Here is a 14,561-nt window from a genome sequence, read left to right as displayed (position 1 = left end):
ACGTTTTTTTCGGATTTACTGTATCTTCACCAGACAAAAAGCAAAGTTTTATAGTGAACAAAGATAATATAGTTATTCGAGAAATTGGGCCTAATGACAACGCAGGAATCGAGCAAGTTATCAGGGCGTGTTTTCATGAGTTTAATATTCCTTTAGAAGGTACGGCTTACACCGATCCGGAAACCAAACAAATTTTTCAGGTTTACCAAAATGCAAATGATGTTTATTTTGTTATTGAAGCAGATGGTGAAATTTTAGGAGGCGGTGGTTTTAAACCCTTAAGCGGTTTTGAAACTACGGTTTGTGAAATTCAGAAAATGTATTTTTCATCTAAAATTAGAGGTAAAGGTTACGGTAAGCTTTTGTTTTCTAAATGCCTAGAAGCTGCTAAATCTTTGGGGTATAAACAATGTTATATTGAATCGTCAACACAGTTAAAAGCGGCTATTCATATTTATGAAACTCATGGTTTTAAACACTTAGACAAGGCTTTGGGTGATACTGGGCACTTTTCTTGTGGTGTTTGGATGCTAAGAGATTTATAGTTTTTTAGTTTGAATCAAAATTGACAAGAGTAAATGCACTAAGTATTTCTAATTATTGAAAAAATGAAGTTAAAAGACATTCAGAAAATATTTCACGACAAGTTAGATCCGTTTTTTCAATTAGAAGAAGTCGATAGTTTCTTTTATATTTTAATTGAAACCTATTATAAAGTAACACGTTTACAATTAGCAATGGATCGCGATTTAGAGGTCGAAAACGAGGCACTTATTTTAGAAGCATTAATATTGTTAGAGCAACAAATACCAATTCAATATATTTTAGGTGAAACCGAGTTTTACGGATTAACGTTTAAGGTAAACGATAACACTTTAATCCCAAGACCAGAAACTGAAGAGTTGGTAAGTTGGGTGTTAAAATCGGTAGAAGAAAATAAAAGCATAAATATTTTAGATATAGGTACTGGTAGTGGTTGTATCGCTATTTCTATTGCCAAAAACTTACCAAATGCAAATGTTTTCGCATTAGATGTTAGTGTTGAGGCTTTAAAGGTTGCTCGAGAAAATGCCGAGTTGAACCAGGTGGCTATTACTTTTATTAATCAAGATATATTATCGGTTGAAGGTGAGCAATTATTAGTGGATACTAAATTTGATATTATTGTTTCTAACCCGCCTTATGTGCGTCATTTAGAGAAAAAGTTAATGCAAACTAACGTGTTAGAAAACGAACCGCATTTGGCACTTTTTGTTGATGATGAAAATCCGTTGGAATTCTACAAAGCCATTACCGAATTTGCAAGTCATAACTTAAAGGAAAACGGCCTTCTGTTTTTTGAAATAAATGAATATTTAGGAAACGAGATGATTCAATTATTAAAAGGAAATCATTTTAATGACATCCATTTAAAACAAGATATGTTTAGAAAAGATAGAATGATTAATGGTGTTTTTACGGAACAAGCAACATTATAACTAGCAATAAATAATTCCATTTCAGTTTTAGCAATAAGAGATTGATGCTTTTTAGTAGTTTTCTATTTAGATAGTATTTCCTAAATTTGAAGCATAAAATTAAAAGTGCTGAATCATTTCAATTGAATATAAATTCAAGCAAAGTATACCCACATCAATGAGCAACATTAAAAAGCAAATTCAGGAGTTAAGTGACGAATTACGTATGCACAACCATAACTATTATGTGTTGGATAATGCGACTATTTCCGATTACGATTTTGATATAAAGTTAAAAGAACTTCAAGAATTAGAAGCTAAACATCCTGAGTTTACCGATGCTAATTCGCCAACACAACGTGTAGGTGGTGCGATTACCAAAAACTTCGAGACCATTAAGCATGCGCAGCGTATGTATTCTTTAGATAATTCATATTCTAAAGAAGATTTGCTTGATTGGGAAACTCGAATTAAAAAAATGATAGATGGTGATGTTCAATATACTTGTGAGTTAAAATATGATGGTGCATCCATAAGTTTAACATATATTAATGGTGTGTTGGAAAAAGCGGTAACTCGTGGTGATGGTTTTCAGGGCGATAATGTTACGGCTAACGTAAAAACTATAAAGTCTGTACCTTTAAAATTGAAAGGTGATTATCCTCCAGTATTTGATATTCGAGGAGAAATTGTATTGCCTTTTGAAGGGTTTAATAAAATGAACGAAGACCGGATTGAAATAGGGGAAGAGCCTTATAGAAATCCGAGGAATACAGCGTCAGGAAGTTTAAAGTTGCAAGATAGTGCAGAAGTTGCTAAGCGCCCTTTGGAGTGTTTATTGTATAATTTAACAGGCGGAAATTTAGGTGTTTCTAATCAGTTTGAGAGTTTAGAAAAAGCACGTCAATGGGGTTTTAAAGTTCCTGAAGTTGCTAAACTGGCAAATTCTATAGACCAAGTTTTAGACTTTATAAATTATTGGGATATACATCGTCATGATCTTCCTTTTGAAACTGATGGTGTTGTTGTAAAAGTGAATAGCTTACAGCAGCAAGAGGAGCTTGGTTTTACATCCAAAGCACCACGTTGGGCTATGGCTTACAAGTTTAAAGCCGAGCAGGTTTCTACACGATTAAACAGTATCTCTTACCAAGTTGGTAGAACGGGAGCTATTACGCCTGTAGCGAATTTAGAGCCCGTAGAGCTTGCGGGAACAACGGTTAAACGTGCATCTTTACATAATGCAGATCAAATAGAAAAGCACGATGTACGTGTTGGTGATATGGTTTATGTTGAAAAAGGAGGGGAGATAATTCCTAAAATTTTGGGTGTCGATTTAAGTGAGCGACCAGCAAATTCTGAGCCTACATTATATATAACCCATTGTCCGGAATGTGATACTGCTTTAGAGCGTAAAGTTGGTGAAGCCCAGCATTATTGCCCGAATTATAATGGATGTAATCCTCAAATTATTGGAAGAATTCAGCATTATATTTCACGTAAAGCAATGGATATCGATGGTTTAGGAGGTGAAACGGTTGCCCTTTTAGTTAATGAAGGTTTAATTACTAATTATTCCGATTTATATGAATTGACTAAAGAACAGGTTATTCCGTTGGAGCGTATGGCCGAAAAAAGTGCCGAAAAATTAATTCAAGGTGTCGAGCAATCAAAAAACATCCCTTTCGAGCGTGTTCTTTTTGCTTTAGGTATTCGCTATGTTGGCGAAACGGTGGCGAAAAAGTTAGCAAGACATTATAAAAGTATAGATGCGGTTCGAGAAGCAACACAAGAAGCACTTGTTAATGTTGACGAGATTGGAATAAAAATAGCAGAGAGTGTTTGTTTATTTTTTACTTCCGAAGAAAATAATAATATTATAAACCGATTGAAATCTTTTGGTGTTCAGTTAGAAATGTCTGCAGAGGAGTTGGTAGGGAAAACAAGTTTACTTGCTGGTCAATCTATAGTTGTTACTGGAGTTTTTGAAACGGTTTCTAGAAATGAACTGAAAAAACTGATTGAAGATAACGGAGGGAAAGTGAGTAGTTCTATTTCATCTAAAACAAGTTTTATAGTTGCTGGAGATAAAATGGGACCTAGTAAAAAAGAGAAAGCAGAGAAGTTAAATGTTGAATTGGTTAACGAAGCTGAATTCTTGCAAAAGATAGGTTTTGAATAAAAATAATCGATTAAACGCATTTTAACTCTATCAAATTGAGCTATTTGTTTATATTTGCTTCGGTTTTAGAAGCAAATATGTACAAAACGAAAATCTTTATAATATTAATTGCAGTTGTTTATGTGTTTTTTGTTGTTTTCGAATTTAACGGAAACCCAGGATGGGCATTTTACTTCGAGTCTCTTATTATACCGCTAGTAGTTGCTCGTTATATAATTTCGGTTAAGCCAAAAAACAAGCTGTTTTTAATGTTTTTTGTGCTATTTGCATTGGCCGATTTGTTGGCTATTTTTGATAAAATTGCTTATCCTGATACAAGCTCTGATTATTACCAATATGCCTATTATTTAGGAAACAGTTTATATGTTTTGGCTTATTTTATGTTGTTTTTTAAGATGTGTCAGTCTATAAATTTTAAATATGTGTTTAGAAACTTGAAGATTCATTTATTTGTTTTACTTATTTTAGATGCTTATTTAATTTATGTTTTATACGCCATTGAGCAACCTAATTTATTAACAAATAGTATTTATTTTCTAGAAAACACATACAATATTATTATTCTATTAGTGTTGTCTTTATCGTTATTGAATTATTTTTATCGTGATAACGAAAAATCACTTTTCTTATTTTTTGGAGTGTTGTGCCTTGTTTTTTCCGAAGTAATAGATATTGCTAACATTTATATTTCTCAAAGTAGCTTATTAAACTTTCTAGCTACAACATTGGTTTTAGGGGCTTTTTACTTTTTCTACGAACAATCCCGATTGCCGAATGTTAGCCCTAGAGAAGACGAGCATTATCCACACCTTAAGTAAGGTTTTTTCGTTGCGTGTACTTTCTTTTTGTTTTTATGAGTTGATACCTAAAGTCGTCGTAAAATAAACTTGATAGTAAAATTAATGCCGCAAGTATCAGGGTATTTAATTTTAAATGAACTTCAGAATAAAAAAATCCACCTATTAAACCTCCTGTAAAGAAAGAAGAAATTATATATATACGTAACTTAATATTCTCTTTTAACTTGGCTCGATCAGGATGAGATTCTGGGAATAATAAATGGGACAAATCTATACCTAAATCTGTAAAAAGCCCTGTGAGGTGCGTTGTTCTTACTACTGCGTTTGAAATTTTAGTAACAAATGAGTTTTGTAGGCCCATTGCAAAAAGCATTGCACAGACTATAAAATTAGGATAAGTTATTTCTACAAAGTTGCTTGTTACCGCAATAGAAATTAAAATTAAGCTTTCTATTAAAGTAGGGATAACAAAAACGTTGAGTTTTTTATTAACCCTATATTTTTCAATTAAAAAGCTTGAAGCAAAAGAACCAAGAAGAAAGGAAAAAATATATAGAAAATAGATGGTGCCTTTCCAAAATTCAAAATTAGCAAGATCGTATATAAAGAGGGCAAAATGCCCTGTTACATTTGTGGTTAATTGCTTAAATGATAAAAATCCGGTAACATTTATTATTCCAGCAGCTAAAGACAAAACAGTGGCAATTTGCAGGTTGTGTTTTAAAGTTCTGCTTTTGCCTTGATGTCTAAACATGTTATACTCTTTTTAGAGGTATTCTTAATTCAGTTCATAAATAGTTGCAGCATTACACAATTATAGAAGTCCCGTTGGCTGATTTATTTTTATTAGAATCGAAATAGAAATCTATTTTTCCTAGGTTAATACCATAGCAGCCTACTTGATTAACAAGTGTGTTTTTGCCGTCAATATTTTTTACAACTGTTGGTTTTTTTAAGAATGTATGCGTGTGGCCACCGATAATTAAATCTATATCTTTTGTTGCTCCGGCAAGTTTTAAATCGTCTATTTTATCTGGGTTGTTTTTATAATGATACCCTAAGTGAGATAAACAAATAATTAAATCGCAGTGTTCATCTTCTTTTAAAATACGCGTCATTTCTTGGCTCGTTTCAACAGGATCTAAATACTTTGTTTCCTTAAACATGCTTTTGTCTACCAAGCCAGTTAGCTCTATGCCTAAACCAAAAACGCCTATTTTTATACCATCTTTTATAAATATTTTATAAGGTTTGGTATGCGTGTCCATTATAGTGTTAGAGAAATCGTAGTTTGCTGTAATAAAAGGAAACTCAGCATGTGGTAATTGAGCGTACAAACCATCGATACCATTGTCAAAATCATGATTACCAATAGTTGCGGCATCATATTTTAATTTACTCATTAGTTTAAATTCCAATTCTCCACCGTAATAATTAAAATAGGGTGTGCCTTGAAAAATATCACCAGCATCTAATAGTAAGGTGTTTGGGTTTTCTTTTCTTATAGAATCTACTAAATTTGCTCTACGTGCAACACCACCTTTGTTAGCATTTCGACCATCTTCAGGTCCAAAAGCATCAATGTGGCTATGTACATCGTTAGTATGTAGAATTGTTATTTTAGATGTTTTATCAAGCGTAGTGAACGATTGAAGTCCCATGCTGCCAAGTGTAGCTAATGCAGTTCCAGCTGTGGCTTGTTGTATAAAGTCTCTACGTTTCATATTATTTAATTTGAGTGAATCTATCGTCTATTACCGGGTTAATGGTATCCAGTTTCATAAACTTATCAATTAGCGCATTTCTTATTTTATAATCTAAAACGTATAGACTATCGTTTGTTTTAAAAAAGGTCATATTATCTCCTCCACTATACAAGTAATCGTTTGTTGCAACATAGTAAGTTTTATCTTTTTCTATGCTTTTGCCATTTACTTTGGCTTCAAGAATATTATCATCTTTATCCAATGTTAATTTAATTCCAGAAACCGGATGTGCTCGTTTTCCTCGAGATAAGTAATGCATTATACTATCTACTTGTTCACCTTTTAAAGCAACAACAACAATACTGTTTTCAAAAGGCATTAAGCCAAAAGCAGTTCGTTTTGAAACATTTCCTTTTGATAAAATAGAACGAATACCACCATGATTTAATAAAACCATATCAATGTCTTTTCCTGTTCTACTTTTAAAAATCGGGTTAGATTCGCTGTAAACGGCGTCGGCCATAAAATTACCTATGGCAGTATTGTATTCGCCATCTTTTTTAGTGTAGGTGTCTGCAGAATAGGCTAAAACGCTATCAAGATCTTTTTCAATTCTATCTTTAAAAGGTTTTATGTAAGCTTCAATTTCACTATTCCCGCCTAAAGAATCTGTAATGGTAATTTGCTTACCTTCAATTTTTGTGAGATGTAATTTTTGATCTTTACACCCTGAAAAAACAAAAATATTTAACAAAATAAATAAATATGTAATCCTCATATATTAAACTAATTTTTTGAATGTACTTTTGCTACCTTTGCGCAAAGGATAAAGGTAAATGATTTTAAAGGGTTTTAAAGAAAAATCTAATAAAAAATACTTGAACAAATTATTATTGGAACGCCAATTGGAGGTTGCCGATAGTGATGTTGAGAGTTTAGGGGTGATTCTAAATTTAGATGAAATTGACGATTTTGAGATGTTCAATTCGTTAGCAGATACCCTAAAAGTAAAGTCTAATAAATTGAAAATCATAGCCTTTTCTCAGAGTGAAAAAGAAGATTTAAAGACTTGGGATAATTGTTATAATCCTAAAGATTTTGGTTGGAGAGGTGCTATTAAAAATCCAGAATTAGAAGGGTTTTTAAATACTAAATTTGATGTTTTAGTTAGCTATTATGATACCGATATTTTAGAATTGAAGTTAATTACTGCGAAATCTAAGGCGAAATTTAAGATTGGAATATTGCAAAGTGATGAGCGCATTAACGATTTAATTATAAAAACAAACTTAAAAGAGTTCGATTTATTTAAAACCGAAACTTTTAAATACTTAAAAATATTAAATAAAATTTAGAATGAATAGTAAGTTTCTTGGAACTGGAGTGGCATTGGTAACGCCTTTTAATGATGATTTAACAGTAAATCATGAAGCATTAACCAATATTGTAAACTTCAATATTGATAATGGTACAGAGTATTTGGTAATTAGTGGCACAACTGCCGAGAGTGTAACAATTACTAAAGACGAAAAGAAAGCTATTGTTGAAACAATTTCTAAAGCTAATAACGGTCGTGTGCCCTTAGTTTTAGGTATTGGTGGTAATAACACTATGCAAGTTATTGAAGAAATTAAGACAACAGATTTAAGTGGTATAGATGCCATTTTATCGGTTACGCCTTATTACAGTAAGCCAACTCAAGAAGGGATTTATCAGCACTTTAAAGCTATATCTGAAGTTTCGCCTGTAGACATTATACTTTACAATGTACCAGGTAGAACATCTAAAAATATGGATGTTAATACAACTTTAAGATTGGCAAACGATTTTAAAAATGTTATTGCTGTAAAAGAAGCAGGAAATAACGTGGCTCAGTATTTACAATTAATAAAGAATAAACCAGAAGATTTTTTAGTGATTTCTGGGGATGATGATTTAGCATTATCTATTGTTTTAGCCGGTGGAGCAGGAGTTATCTCTGTAATAGGGCAAGCATTTCCTAAAGACTTCTCTGAAATGATTCGTTTAGGATTAAAAGGAGATAATAAAGCGGCTTACAAACTTCATTTTAAATTAATGAATGTTATAGATTATATATTCGAGGAGAATAACCCATCTGGAATTAAAGCCGTTTTTCAAGCTTTAGGCTTATGTGAAGATACTGTGAGGTTGCCATTAGTACCCGCAACAGGTGCCTTAAAGCAAAAAATTAAAGATTTTGTAGAAGCTTATTAAATATTTTTTCAGTGTTAAATATAACTTAAACCTTATGATTACTGGGTTTAAGCCTCTATTTTAGCAAAAGTTTGGATTGAAAATAATATTTTTAATATCCATATTATTAACCTAATTTTGCATCCTCTTTTATATTTATGAAAAAGTTTTTTTACATTTTATTAGTATTCACTGTTTTAAGTAGTTGTAGCGAGTATCAAAAGGTTTTAAAATCTGAAGATATTGCCACCAAATTTAAAATGGGTGAAGAATTATATAACGAAGGTAAATTTGCAAAAGCCAATAGGTTATTTGCTCAAATTGTACCAAATTATAGAGGAAAGCCTCAAGCAGAAAAATTGATGTATTTATATTCTAATTCTTTCTATGAAATGGGAGATTATTATGTAGCAGGATATCAATTTGAACGTTTTGCATCAAGTTATCCAAATAGTGAAAAGCAAGAAGAAGCTTCTTTTTTAAGTGCAAAAAGTTATTCAATGCTTTCACCAGCTTACACTAAAGATCAAAAGCAAACGGTTGAAGCTATTGAGAAATTGCAAACATTTATTAATGTGTTTCCAGAATCTAAATATGTTGCCGATGCAAATACTTTGGTACAAGAGTTAGATTTTAAATTAGAGAATAAAGCATACAGTATAGCAAAGCAGTACAATTTAATATCAGATTTTGAAGCGTCAATAAAATCATTTAATAATTTTATTTTCGATTTTCCAGGATCTTCTTTAAGAGAGAAAGCTTTGTTTTACAGATTAGATTCTGCACATAAATTAGCAATGAATAGTGTAGAACGAAAAAAAGAAGTACGTTTAAAACAAGCTAAAGAATTTTACGAAAGCTTTAAAAAAGCTTATGTAAACTCTGAGTTCATTTCGCAAGCAGATGATATGGCAGGAGAATTAAACGGCGCTTTAGAAAAATATAGCACAAAAAGTTAAATAACAAGACCAAAATGGATTTAAAGAAAACCAATGCTCCCGTTAATACGATTACGTATGATAGAAATCAAATAGATGAGCCAACAGAGAACATCTACGAGTCAATTTCAATCATATCAAGACGTGCAGAGCAAATTAATACGGAGATTAAAAAAGAATTAATCGATAAGTTAGAAGAATTTGCTACTTATAACGATAGTCTTGAAGAGATCTTTGAAAATAAGGAGCAAATTGAGGTGTCTAAATTTTACGAAAAATTACCAAAACCTCATTCATTAGCTGTTCAAGAATGGTTAACAGATAAAATTTATTTTAGAAATACAGAAGAAGATACTCAAGAGTAAATTCTTAAATTTCTTTACAATATTTAAACTCCAAACCAATTATAATAATAGGCTTGGAGTTTCTTAGGTTATTAGGTAAAAATTAAAATTGAAGCATCTATTTTATGAGTATTTTAAACGGTAAAAATGTACTGTTAGGAGTTACGGGAGGTATTGCAGCTTATAAAACGGCTTCGTTAGTTAGGTTATTTGTTAAATCTGGCGCAAACATAAAAGTCGTGATGACGCCTGCTGCTAAAGAGTTTGTTACACCTTTAACCTTATCTACACTTTCTAAAAACTCGGTACATTCTACTTTTACAAATGAAGAAGATGATAATGCCACCTGGAACAACCATGTTGATTTAGGACTTTGGGCCGATGTTTTTATTATTGCGCCTGCCACAGCAAATACCTTATCTAAAATGATGAATGGTACTAGCGATAATTTACTTCTAGCTACATATTTATCAGCTAAATGTCCGGTGTATTTCGCACCAGCAATGGATTTAGATATGTATAAGCATCCCGCGTCATTAGAATCTTTTAAAAAGCTTCAGAGTTTTGGGAATATTATGATACCTGCTGGAAGCGGAGAATTAGCGAGTGGTTTAGTAGGCGAGGGCCGGATGGCAGAACCCGAAGATATTGTGTCTTTTATTGAAGAAGATATCTTAGGTAAATTACCACTACGCGGAAAAAAAATATTGATTACTGCAGGACCAACTTACGAAGCCATAGATCCTGTGCGTTTTATTGGTAATCATTCTAGTGGGAAAATGGGTTTTGAAATAGCAAAAGCATCTGCTAACCTTGGAGCTGAGGTGGTTTTAATATCAGGACCAACACATCAAAAGGTATCACATTCTTTAATAAAGGTAGTGCCGGTTGTTAGTGCTGCCGATATGTATAATGCGGTTCATGAGCATTTCAATACTGTTGATGTTGCTGTGCTTTCTGCAGCAGTTGCCGATTTTACTCCAAAAGAAGTTTCTAATCAGAAAATAAAAAAGAAAAGTGATACGTTAACGTTAGAGTTAGGTCGTACTAAAGATATTTTAGCTTCGTTAGGCGATATTAAAACAAGTCAATACTTAGTTGGTTTTGCTTTAGAAACTAACAACGAGCTCGAAAATGCAAAAGGAAAATTAAAAAGAAAGAATTTAAATTTAATTGTTTTAAATTCGTTAAATGATAAAGGGGCTGGTTTTAAAGGCGACACCAATAAGGTTACTTTTATTGATGATGCTGGTAATATTACCGAAAATAGCCTAAAATCAAAAGCCGATGTGGCGATAGATTTGTTAAACAAAATTATTGAAAATATACATGCGTAACATATTAGTTGTTTTATTGTTAGTATTAAGTTTCACGGGTATTTCGCAAGAACTAAACTGTAAAGTGATTGTTAATGCGCAACAAACCGGAAACGAAAACTTTCCTATTTTTAAAACTCTAGAAAAACAACTTACCGAGTTTGTAAATAAAACAAAATGGACTAACCAGAAGTTTGCACCACAAGAGCGTTTAGATTGTAGTATGTTTATTAATATTGTTGAGTACAGTGGAGAGTCTTTTAGTGCAACGTTACAAGTACAATCTTCTCGACCAACTTACGGCTCATCATACAGTTCTCCAATTTATAATTTTAACGATAAAGATTTTAATTTTAGATATTTAGAATTTCAAAACCTAATCTTTAATCCTACGCAATACGAATCTAATTTAGTTTCTGTGTTAGGGTTTCATGTATATATGATTCTCGGTTTAGATGCCGATTCGTTCACAGAAAAAGGTGGCGATCCATATTTTAAGCAAGCGCAAATTATTACAAATTATTCTCAGCAAAGTAATTCTGCAGGTTGGAAGCTAGAAGATGGTTTACAAAGTCGTTTTGCACTTATCGATAACATTATGTCGCCTACGTTTAAAGAGTTTCGTGAGGTTATGTATACTTACCACAGAGCAGGTATGGATGTTATGGCAGAAAATAATAAAAAAGGTAAAGAAGAGATTGCATCGGCACTTTCTACATTTAAAGATATGAATAGTCGTAGACCTAATTCTTTTTTATTACGAACGTTTTTTGACGCAAAGGCCGACGAGTTAGAACAAATTTTTAGCGATGGTCCAAACGTAAATATTGCAAGTTTAAAAGAAACACTGCAACGTATTGCGCCCATGCACAGTTCTAAATGGAGTAACATTAAGTTTTAGAATAACACTTTTATACTAACAACTAAACATTAAGTCTAACATAAAAGACTACAAAAAATGCTAACATCGCTTTCTATAAAAAATTACGCATTAATCGATCATTTACAGGTTAATTTTAACGATGGTTTTTCTATAATTACAGGTGAAACTGGAGCAGGAAAATCTATCCTTCTTGGTGGTTTATCTTTAATTTTAGGAAAACGTGCCGATTTAAGTAATTTAAAAGATACTTCAAAAAAGTGTATTATTGAAGCTGTTTTTAATGTTTCAAACTATAAATTGAAGGCTTTATTTGAAGCAGAAGACTTCGATTATGAGGAGCAAACTATTATCCGTCGAGAAATTTTGCCTTCAGGTAAATCACGAGCTTTTGTAAATGATTCTCCGGTAAATTTAAAAGGTTTGCAGGTTTTAGGTGAACGATTAATTGATATCCATTCTCAGCATCAAACCATGCAATTAACCGATAATGGTTTTCAATTTCAAATAATAGATGCTTTAGCTAATAACGATACTATTTTACAAGATTATAAAGTTGAATTAAAAGGCTATAAAAAACTCCAGAAGGATTTAAAAGAACTTTTAACCTTTCAGGCGGAAGCCATAAAAGAGCACGATTACAACTCATTTTTATTGAGTGAATTGGTAGAAGCTAATTTAGTTGATGGTGAAGTGGAAACGCTAGAGGAGGAGTATGAGACTTTAAATAATATTGAAGGCATACAAGAAAAACTATCGGAAGCACATCAATTATTATCAGAAGAAGAAATTGGAGTTCTAGGGAGTTTAACCAACTTGAAAAATGTATTTCAGAAGTTATCTGGTATATCTTCTAAGTACGAAGATTTGTTTAACCGCGTTAACAGTAGCCTTATTGAAATGGACGATGTTTTTGGCGAAGTAGACGCTTTACAAGAGGAATTGGATGCCGACCCGGCTAGATTAGAAGTTGTAGATGCAAAACTTAAAGCGATACATAACTTAATGCAAAAGCATGTTGCGGAAGATGTAGCAGAGCTTATTCAAATTAAAAATGCATTAGAAGAAAAAGTTTCGGCAACTGAGAGCTTAGATGAAAATATTCAGAAAAAAGAAAATGAAATCTTAGCTAAAACTAAGCAAATAAATAAAATTTCAAAAGAAATAAATAAAACACGTGTTGCTGTAATTCCGCAGTTAAAAAAGGAATTAGAAACTATTTTAGCGAGCTTAGGGATGCCAAATGCTCAGTTTAAAATTGAAGCAACATTAAAAGATGCCTTTTTTGCAAATGGCCAAGACGAGCTAACGTTTTTGTTTTCTGCAAATAAAGGAGGTCAATTTAACGAACTTAAAAAAGCAGCATCTGGTGGTGAGTTATCACGAATTATGCTTGCTATTAAGTCTGTTTTATCAAATTATATACAATTGCCAACTATTATGTTCGATGAAATTGATACTGGAGTTTCTGGTGAGATTTCTAACAAAATGGGAGATATTATGCAGGATATGAGTAAGACTATGCAAGTGTTTTCTATTACACATTTACCGCAGGTTGCAGCTAAAGGACATTCGCATTTTAAAGTCTATAAGGAAGATGTAGACGATGTTACTCGTACCAATTTAGTAAAGCTAAATCACGATGAGCGTATTGTGGAAATAGCACAAATGTTGGGTGGAATAGAAATGTCGTCGTCAGCCATTGCACATGCTAAGGAATTACTAAATTAAAAAAACTAAAGCTTTTAAGTTTTAAAGTTTAAAGTTTAGTATTTTTGCGGCGTTAAATTAATCAATAAATTAAAAATACGGCCCGTATTATAGCCTTGTAAAGGGAGATAACAGCGAAACAAACCAGAACAAACGTTTTGTTGAATTAGGGAAATAAACCAATTAATATGTACAATTTACTAAAAGGAAAAAGAGGAATTATTTTTGGAGCATTAGATGAAAATTCAATTGCTTGGAAAACTGCAGAACGTGTTCATGAAGAAGGCGGAACTTTTGTTTTAACAAACGCGCCAGTTGCCATGAGAATGGGACAGATTAATGAATTGGCTGAAAAAACTGGTTCTCAAATTATTCCTGCTGATGCGACTTCGGAAGAAGATTTACAGAATTTAGTAGAGAAATCTATGGAAATTCTTGGAGGTAAAATTGATTTTGTTTTACACTCTATCGGAATGTCTATTAACGTACGTAAAGGAAAGCATTACACCGATCAGAATTATGCATGGACTCAAAAAGGAACAGATGTTTCTGCAATGTCTTTTCATAAAGTTATGCAAACGCTTTATAAAGCCGATGCTATGAACGAGTGGGGTTCTATTGTAGCTTTAACTTACATGGCTGCACAACGTGTATTTCCTGATTATAATGATATGGCTGATAATAAGGCATATTTAGAGAGTGTAGCTCGTAGTTTTGGATATTTCTTCGGAAGAGATAAAAAAGTACGTGTAAACACTATTTCTCAATCGCCAACACCAACTACTGCAGGTAGTGGTGTAAAAGGTTTTGATGGTTTTATTGCTTACGCAGATAAAATGTCTCCACTTGGTAATGCTACAGCTTTAGATTGTGCAAACTATACTGTTTCTATGTTTAGTGATTTAACTAAGCGCGTAACACTACAAAACTTATTCCACGATGGTGGTTTTAGTAACATGGGTGTTAGTGACGAAGTTATGAGTGCATTTGTTGCTGCTGAAGAAAAATAGAAAA

Annotated in this window: 15 protein-coding genes; 12 read left to right on the top strand and 3 right to left on the bottom strand. The window is 32.4% G+C overall.

The features are described 5' to 3' along the window. Nucleotides 1-53 precede the first annotated feature (53 nt). From V6246_RS05880 to V6246_RS05865, 4 genes are all read left to right on the top strand, one after another. The gene (locus V6246_RS05880) at nt 54-545 is read left to right on the top strand and encodes a GNAT family N-acetyltransferase (protein ID WP_341559585.1); all 492 of its coding nucleotides are present in this window, start codon (nt 54-56) and stop codon (nt 543-545) included. A 63-nt stretch (nt 546-608) separates the two neighbouring features. Beyond that, on the top strand, nt 609-1,478 hold the full coding sequence (gene prmC / locus V6246_RS05875; protein WP_341559584.1) for a peptide chain release factor N(5)-glutamine methyltransferase: 870 nt from the start codon (nt 609-611) through the stop codon (nt 1,476-1,478). Nucleotides 1,479-1,635: 157 nt separating this feature from the next. Next, complete coding sequence (ligA, locus tag V6246_RS05870) at nt 1,636-3,639, top strand: NAD-dependent DNA ligase LigA (protein WP_341559583.1); 2,004 nt, start codon at nt 1,636-1,638, stop codon at nt 3,637-3,639. A 77-nt stretch (nt 3,640-3,716) separates the two neighbouring features. Continuing rightward, nucleotides 3,717-4,457, top strand: a complete 741-nt coding sequence (locus V6246_RS05865) for a hypothetical protein (RefSeq protein ID WP_341559582.1) — start codon at nt 3,717-3,719, stop codon at nt 4,455-4,457. Here the strand turns inward: V6246_RS05865 and V6246_RS05860 are convergent. From V6246_RS05860 to V6246_RS05850, 3 genes are read right to left on the bottom strand one after another with little or no spacing between them, the layout of a single operon-like run. Further along, complete coding sequence (locus tag V6246_RS05860; protein ID WP_341559581.1) at nt 4,450-5,193, bottom strand: YoaK family protein; 744 nt, start codon at nt 5,191-5,193, stop codon at nt 4,450-4,452. The two genes, V6246_RS05865 and V6246_RS05860, sit on opposite strands and share 8 nt — an antisense overlap. Before the next feature lie 52 nt (nt 5,194-5,245). Continuing rightward, on the bottom strand, nt 5,246-6,163 hold the full coding sequence (locus tag V6246_RS05855) for a bifunctional metallophosphatase/5'-nucleotidase (protein ID WP_341559580.1): 918 nt from the start codon (nt 6,161-6,163) through the stop codon (nt 5,246-5,248). 1 nt (nt 6,164) lies between these two features. Next, a complete protein-coding gene (locus tag V6246_RS05850) occupies nt 6,165-6,923 on the bottom strand; it encodes a 5'-nucleotidase (RefSeq protein ID WP_341559579.1) in 759 nt (252 codons plus the stop codon). 58 nt (nt 6,924-6,981) lie between these two features. On the opposite strand from V6246_RS05850, the gene V6246_RS05845 reads away from it, so the two are divergent. The 8 genes from V6246_RS05845 (at nt 6,982) to V6246_RS05810 (ending at nt 14,557) form a co-directional block, all read left to right on the top strand. After that, complete coding sequence (locus tag V6246_RS05845) at nt 6,982-7,500, top strand: DUF6913 domain-containing protein (protein ID WP_445818986.1); 519 nt, start codon at nt 6,982-6,984, stop codon at nt 7,498-7,500. 1 nt (nt 7,501) lies between these two features. Then, nucleotides 7,502-8,380: a 4-hydroxy-tetrahydrodipicolinate synthase gene (gene dapA / locus V6246_RS05840; protein WP_341559577.1), complete on the top strand. Its 879-nt coding sequence runs from the start codon at nt 7,502-7,504 to the stop codon at nt 8,378-8,380. A 137-nt stretch (nt 8,381-8,517) separates the two neighbouring features. Further along, a complete protein-coding gene (locus V6246_RS05835) occupies nt 8,518-9,318 on the top strand; it encodes an outer membrane protein assembly factor BamD (RefSeq protein WP_159021026.1) in 801 nt (266 codons plus the stop codon). 14 nt (nt 9,319-9,332) lie between these two features. Beyond that, nucleotides 9,333-9,662, top strand: coding sequence for a DNA-directed RNA polymerase subunit omega (locus tag V6246_RS05830; RefSeq protein ID WP_042498299.1), 330 nt, complete (start codon nt 9,333-9,335; stop codon nt 9,660-9,662). A 104-nt stretch (nt 9,663-9,766) separates the two neighbouring features. Next, nucleotides 9,767-10,978 carry a bifunctional phosphopantothenoylcysteine decarboxylase/phosphopantothenate--cysteine ligase CoaBC gene (gene coaBC / locus V6246_RS05825; RefSeq protein ID WP_341559576.1) on the top strand — a complete coding sequence of 404 codons (1,212 nt, stop codon included), beginning with the start codon at nt 9,767-9,769 and terminating at the stop codon, nt 10,976-10,978. Further along, on the top strand, nt 10,971-11,858 hold the full coding sequence (porD, locus tag V6246_RS05820) for a type IX secretion system protein PorD (protein ID WP_341559575.1): 888 nt from the start codon (nt 10,971-10,973) through the stop codon (nt 11,856-11,858). The genes coaBC and porD overlap by 8 nt, the downstream gene beginning before the upstream one ends. A gap of 57 nt (nt 11,859-11,915) precedes the next feature. Continuing rightward, nucleotides 11,916-13,568, top strand: a complete 1,653-nt coding sequence (gene recN / locus V6246_RS05815) for a DNA repair protein RecN (RefSeq protein WP_341559574.1) — start codon at nt 11,916-11,918, stop codon at nt 13,566-13,568. 167 nt (nt 13,569-13,735) lie between these two features. After that, a complete protein-coding gene (locus tag V6246_RS05810; protein WP_042502818.1) occupies nt 13,736-14,557 on the top strand; it encodes an enoyl-ACP reductase FabI in 822 nt (273 codons plus the stop codon). The last annotated feature ends 4 nt before the right edge of the window (nt 14,558-14,561 follow it).

The sequence above is a fragment of the Algibacter sp. TI.3.09 genome, assembly GCF_038154905.1.
Classification (GTDB): domain Bacteria; phylum Bacteroidota; class Bacteroidia; order Flavobacteriales; family Flavobacteriaceae; genus Algibacter.
This window is presented reverse-complemented; position numbering and strand designations above follow the sequence as displayed.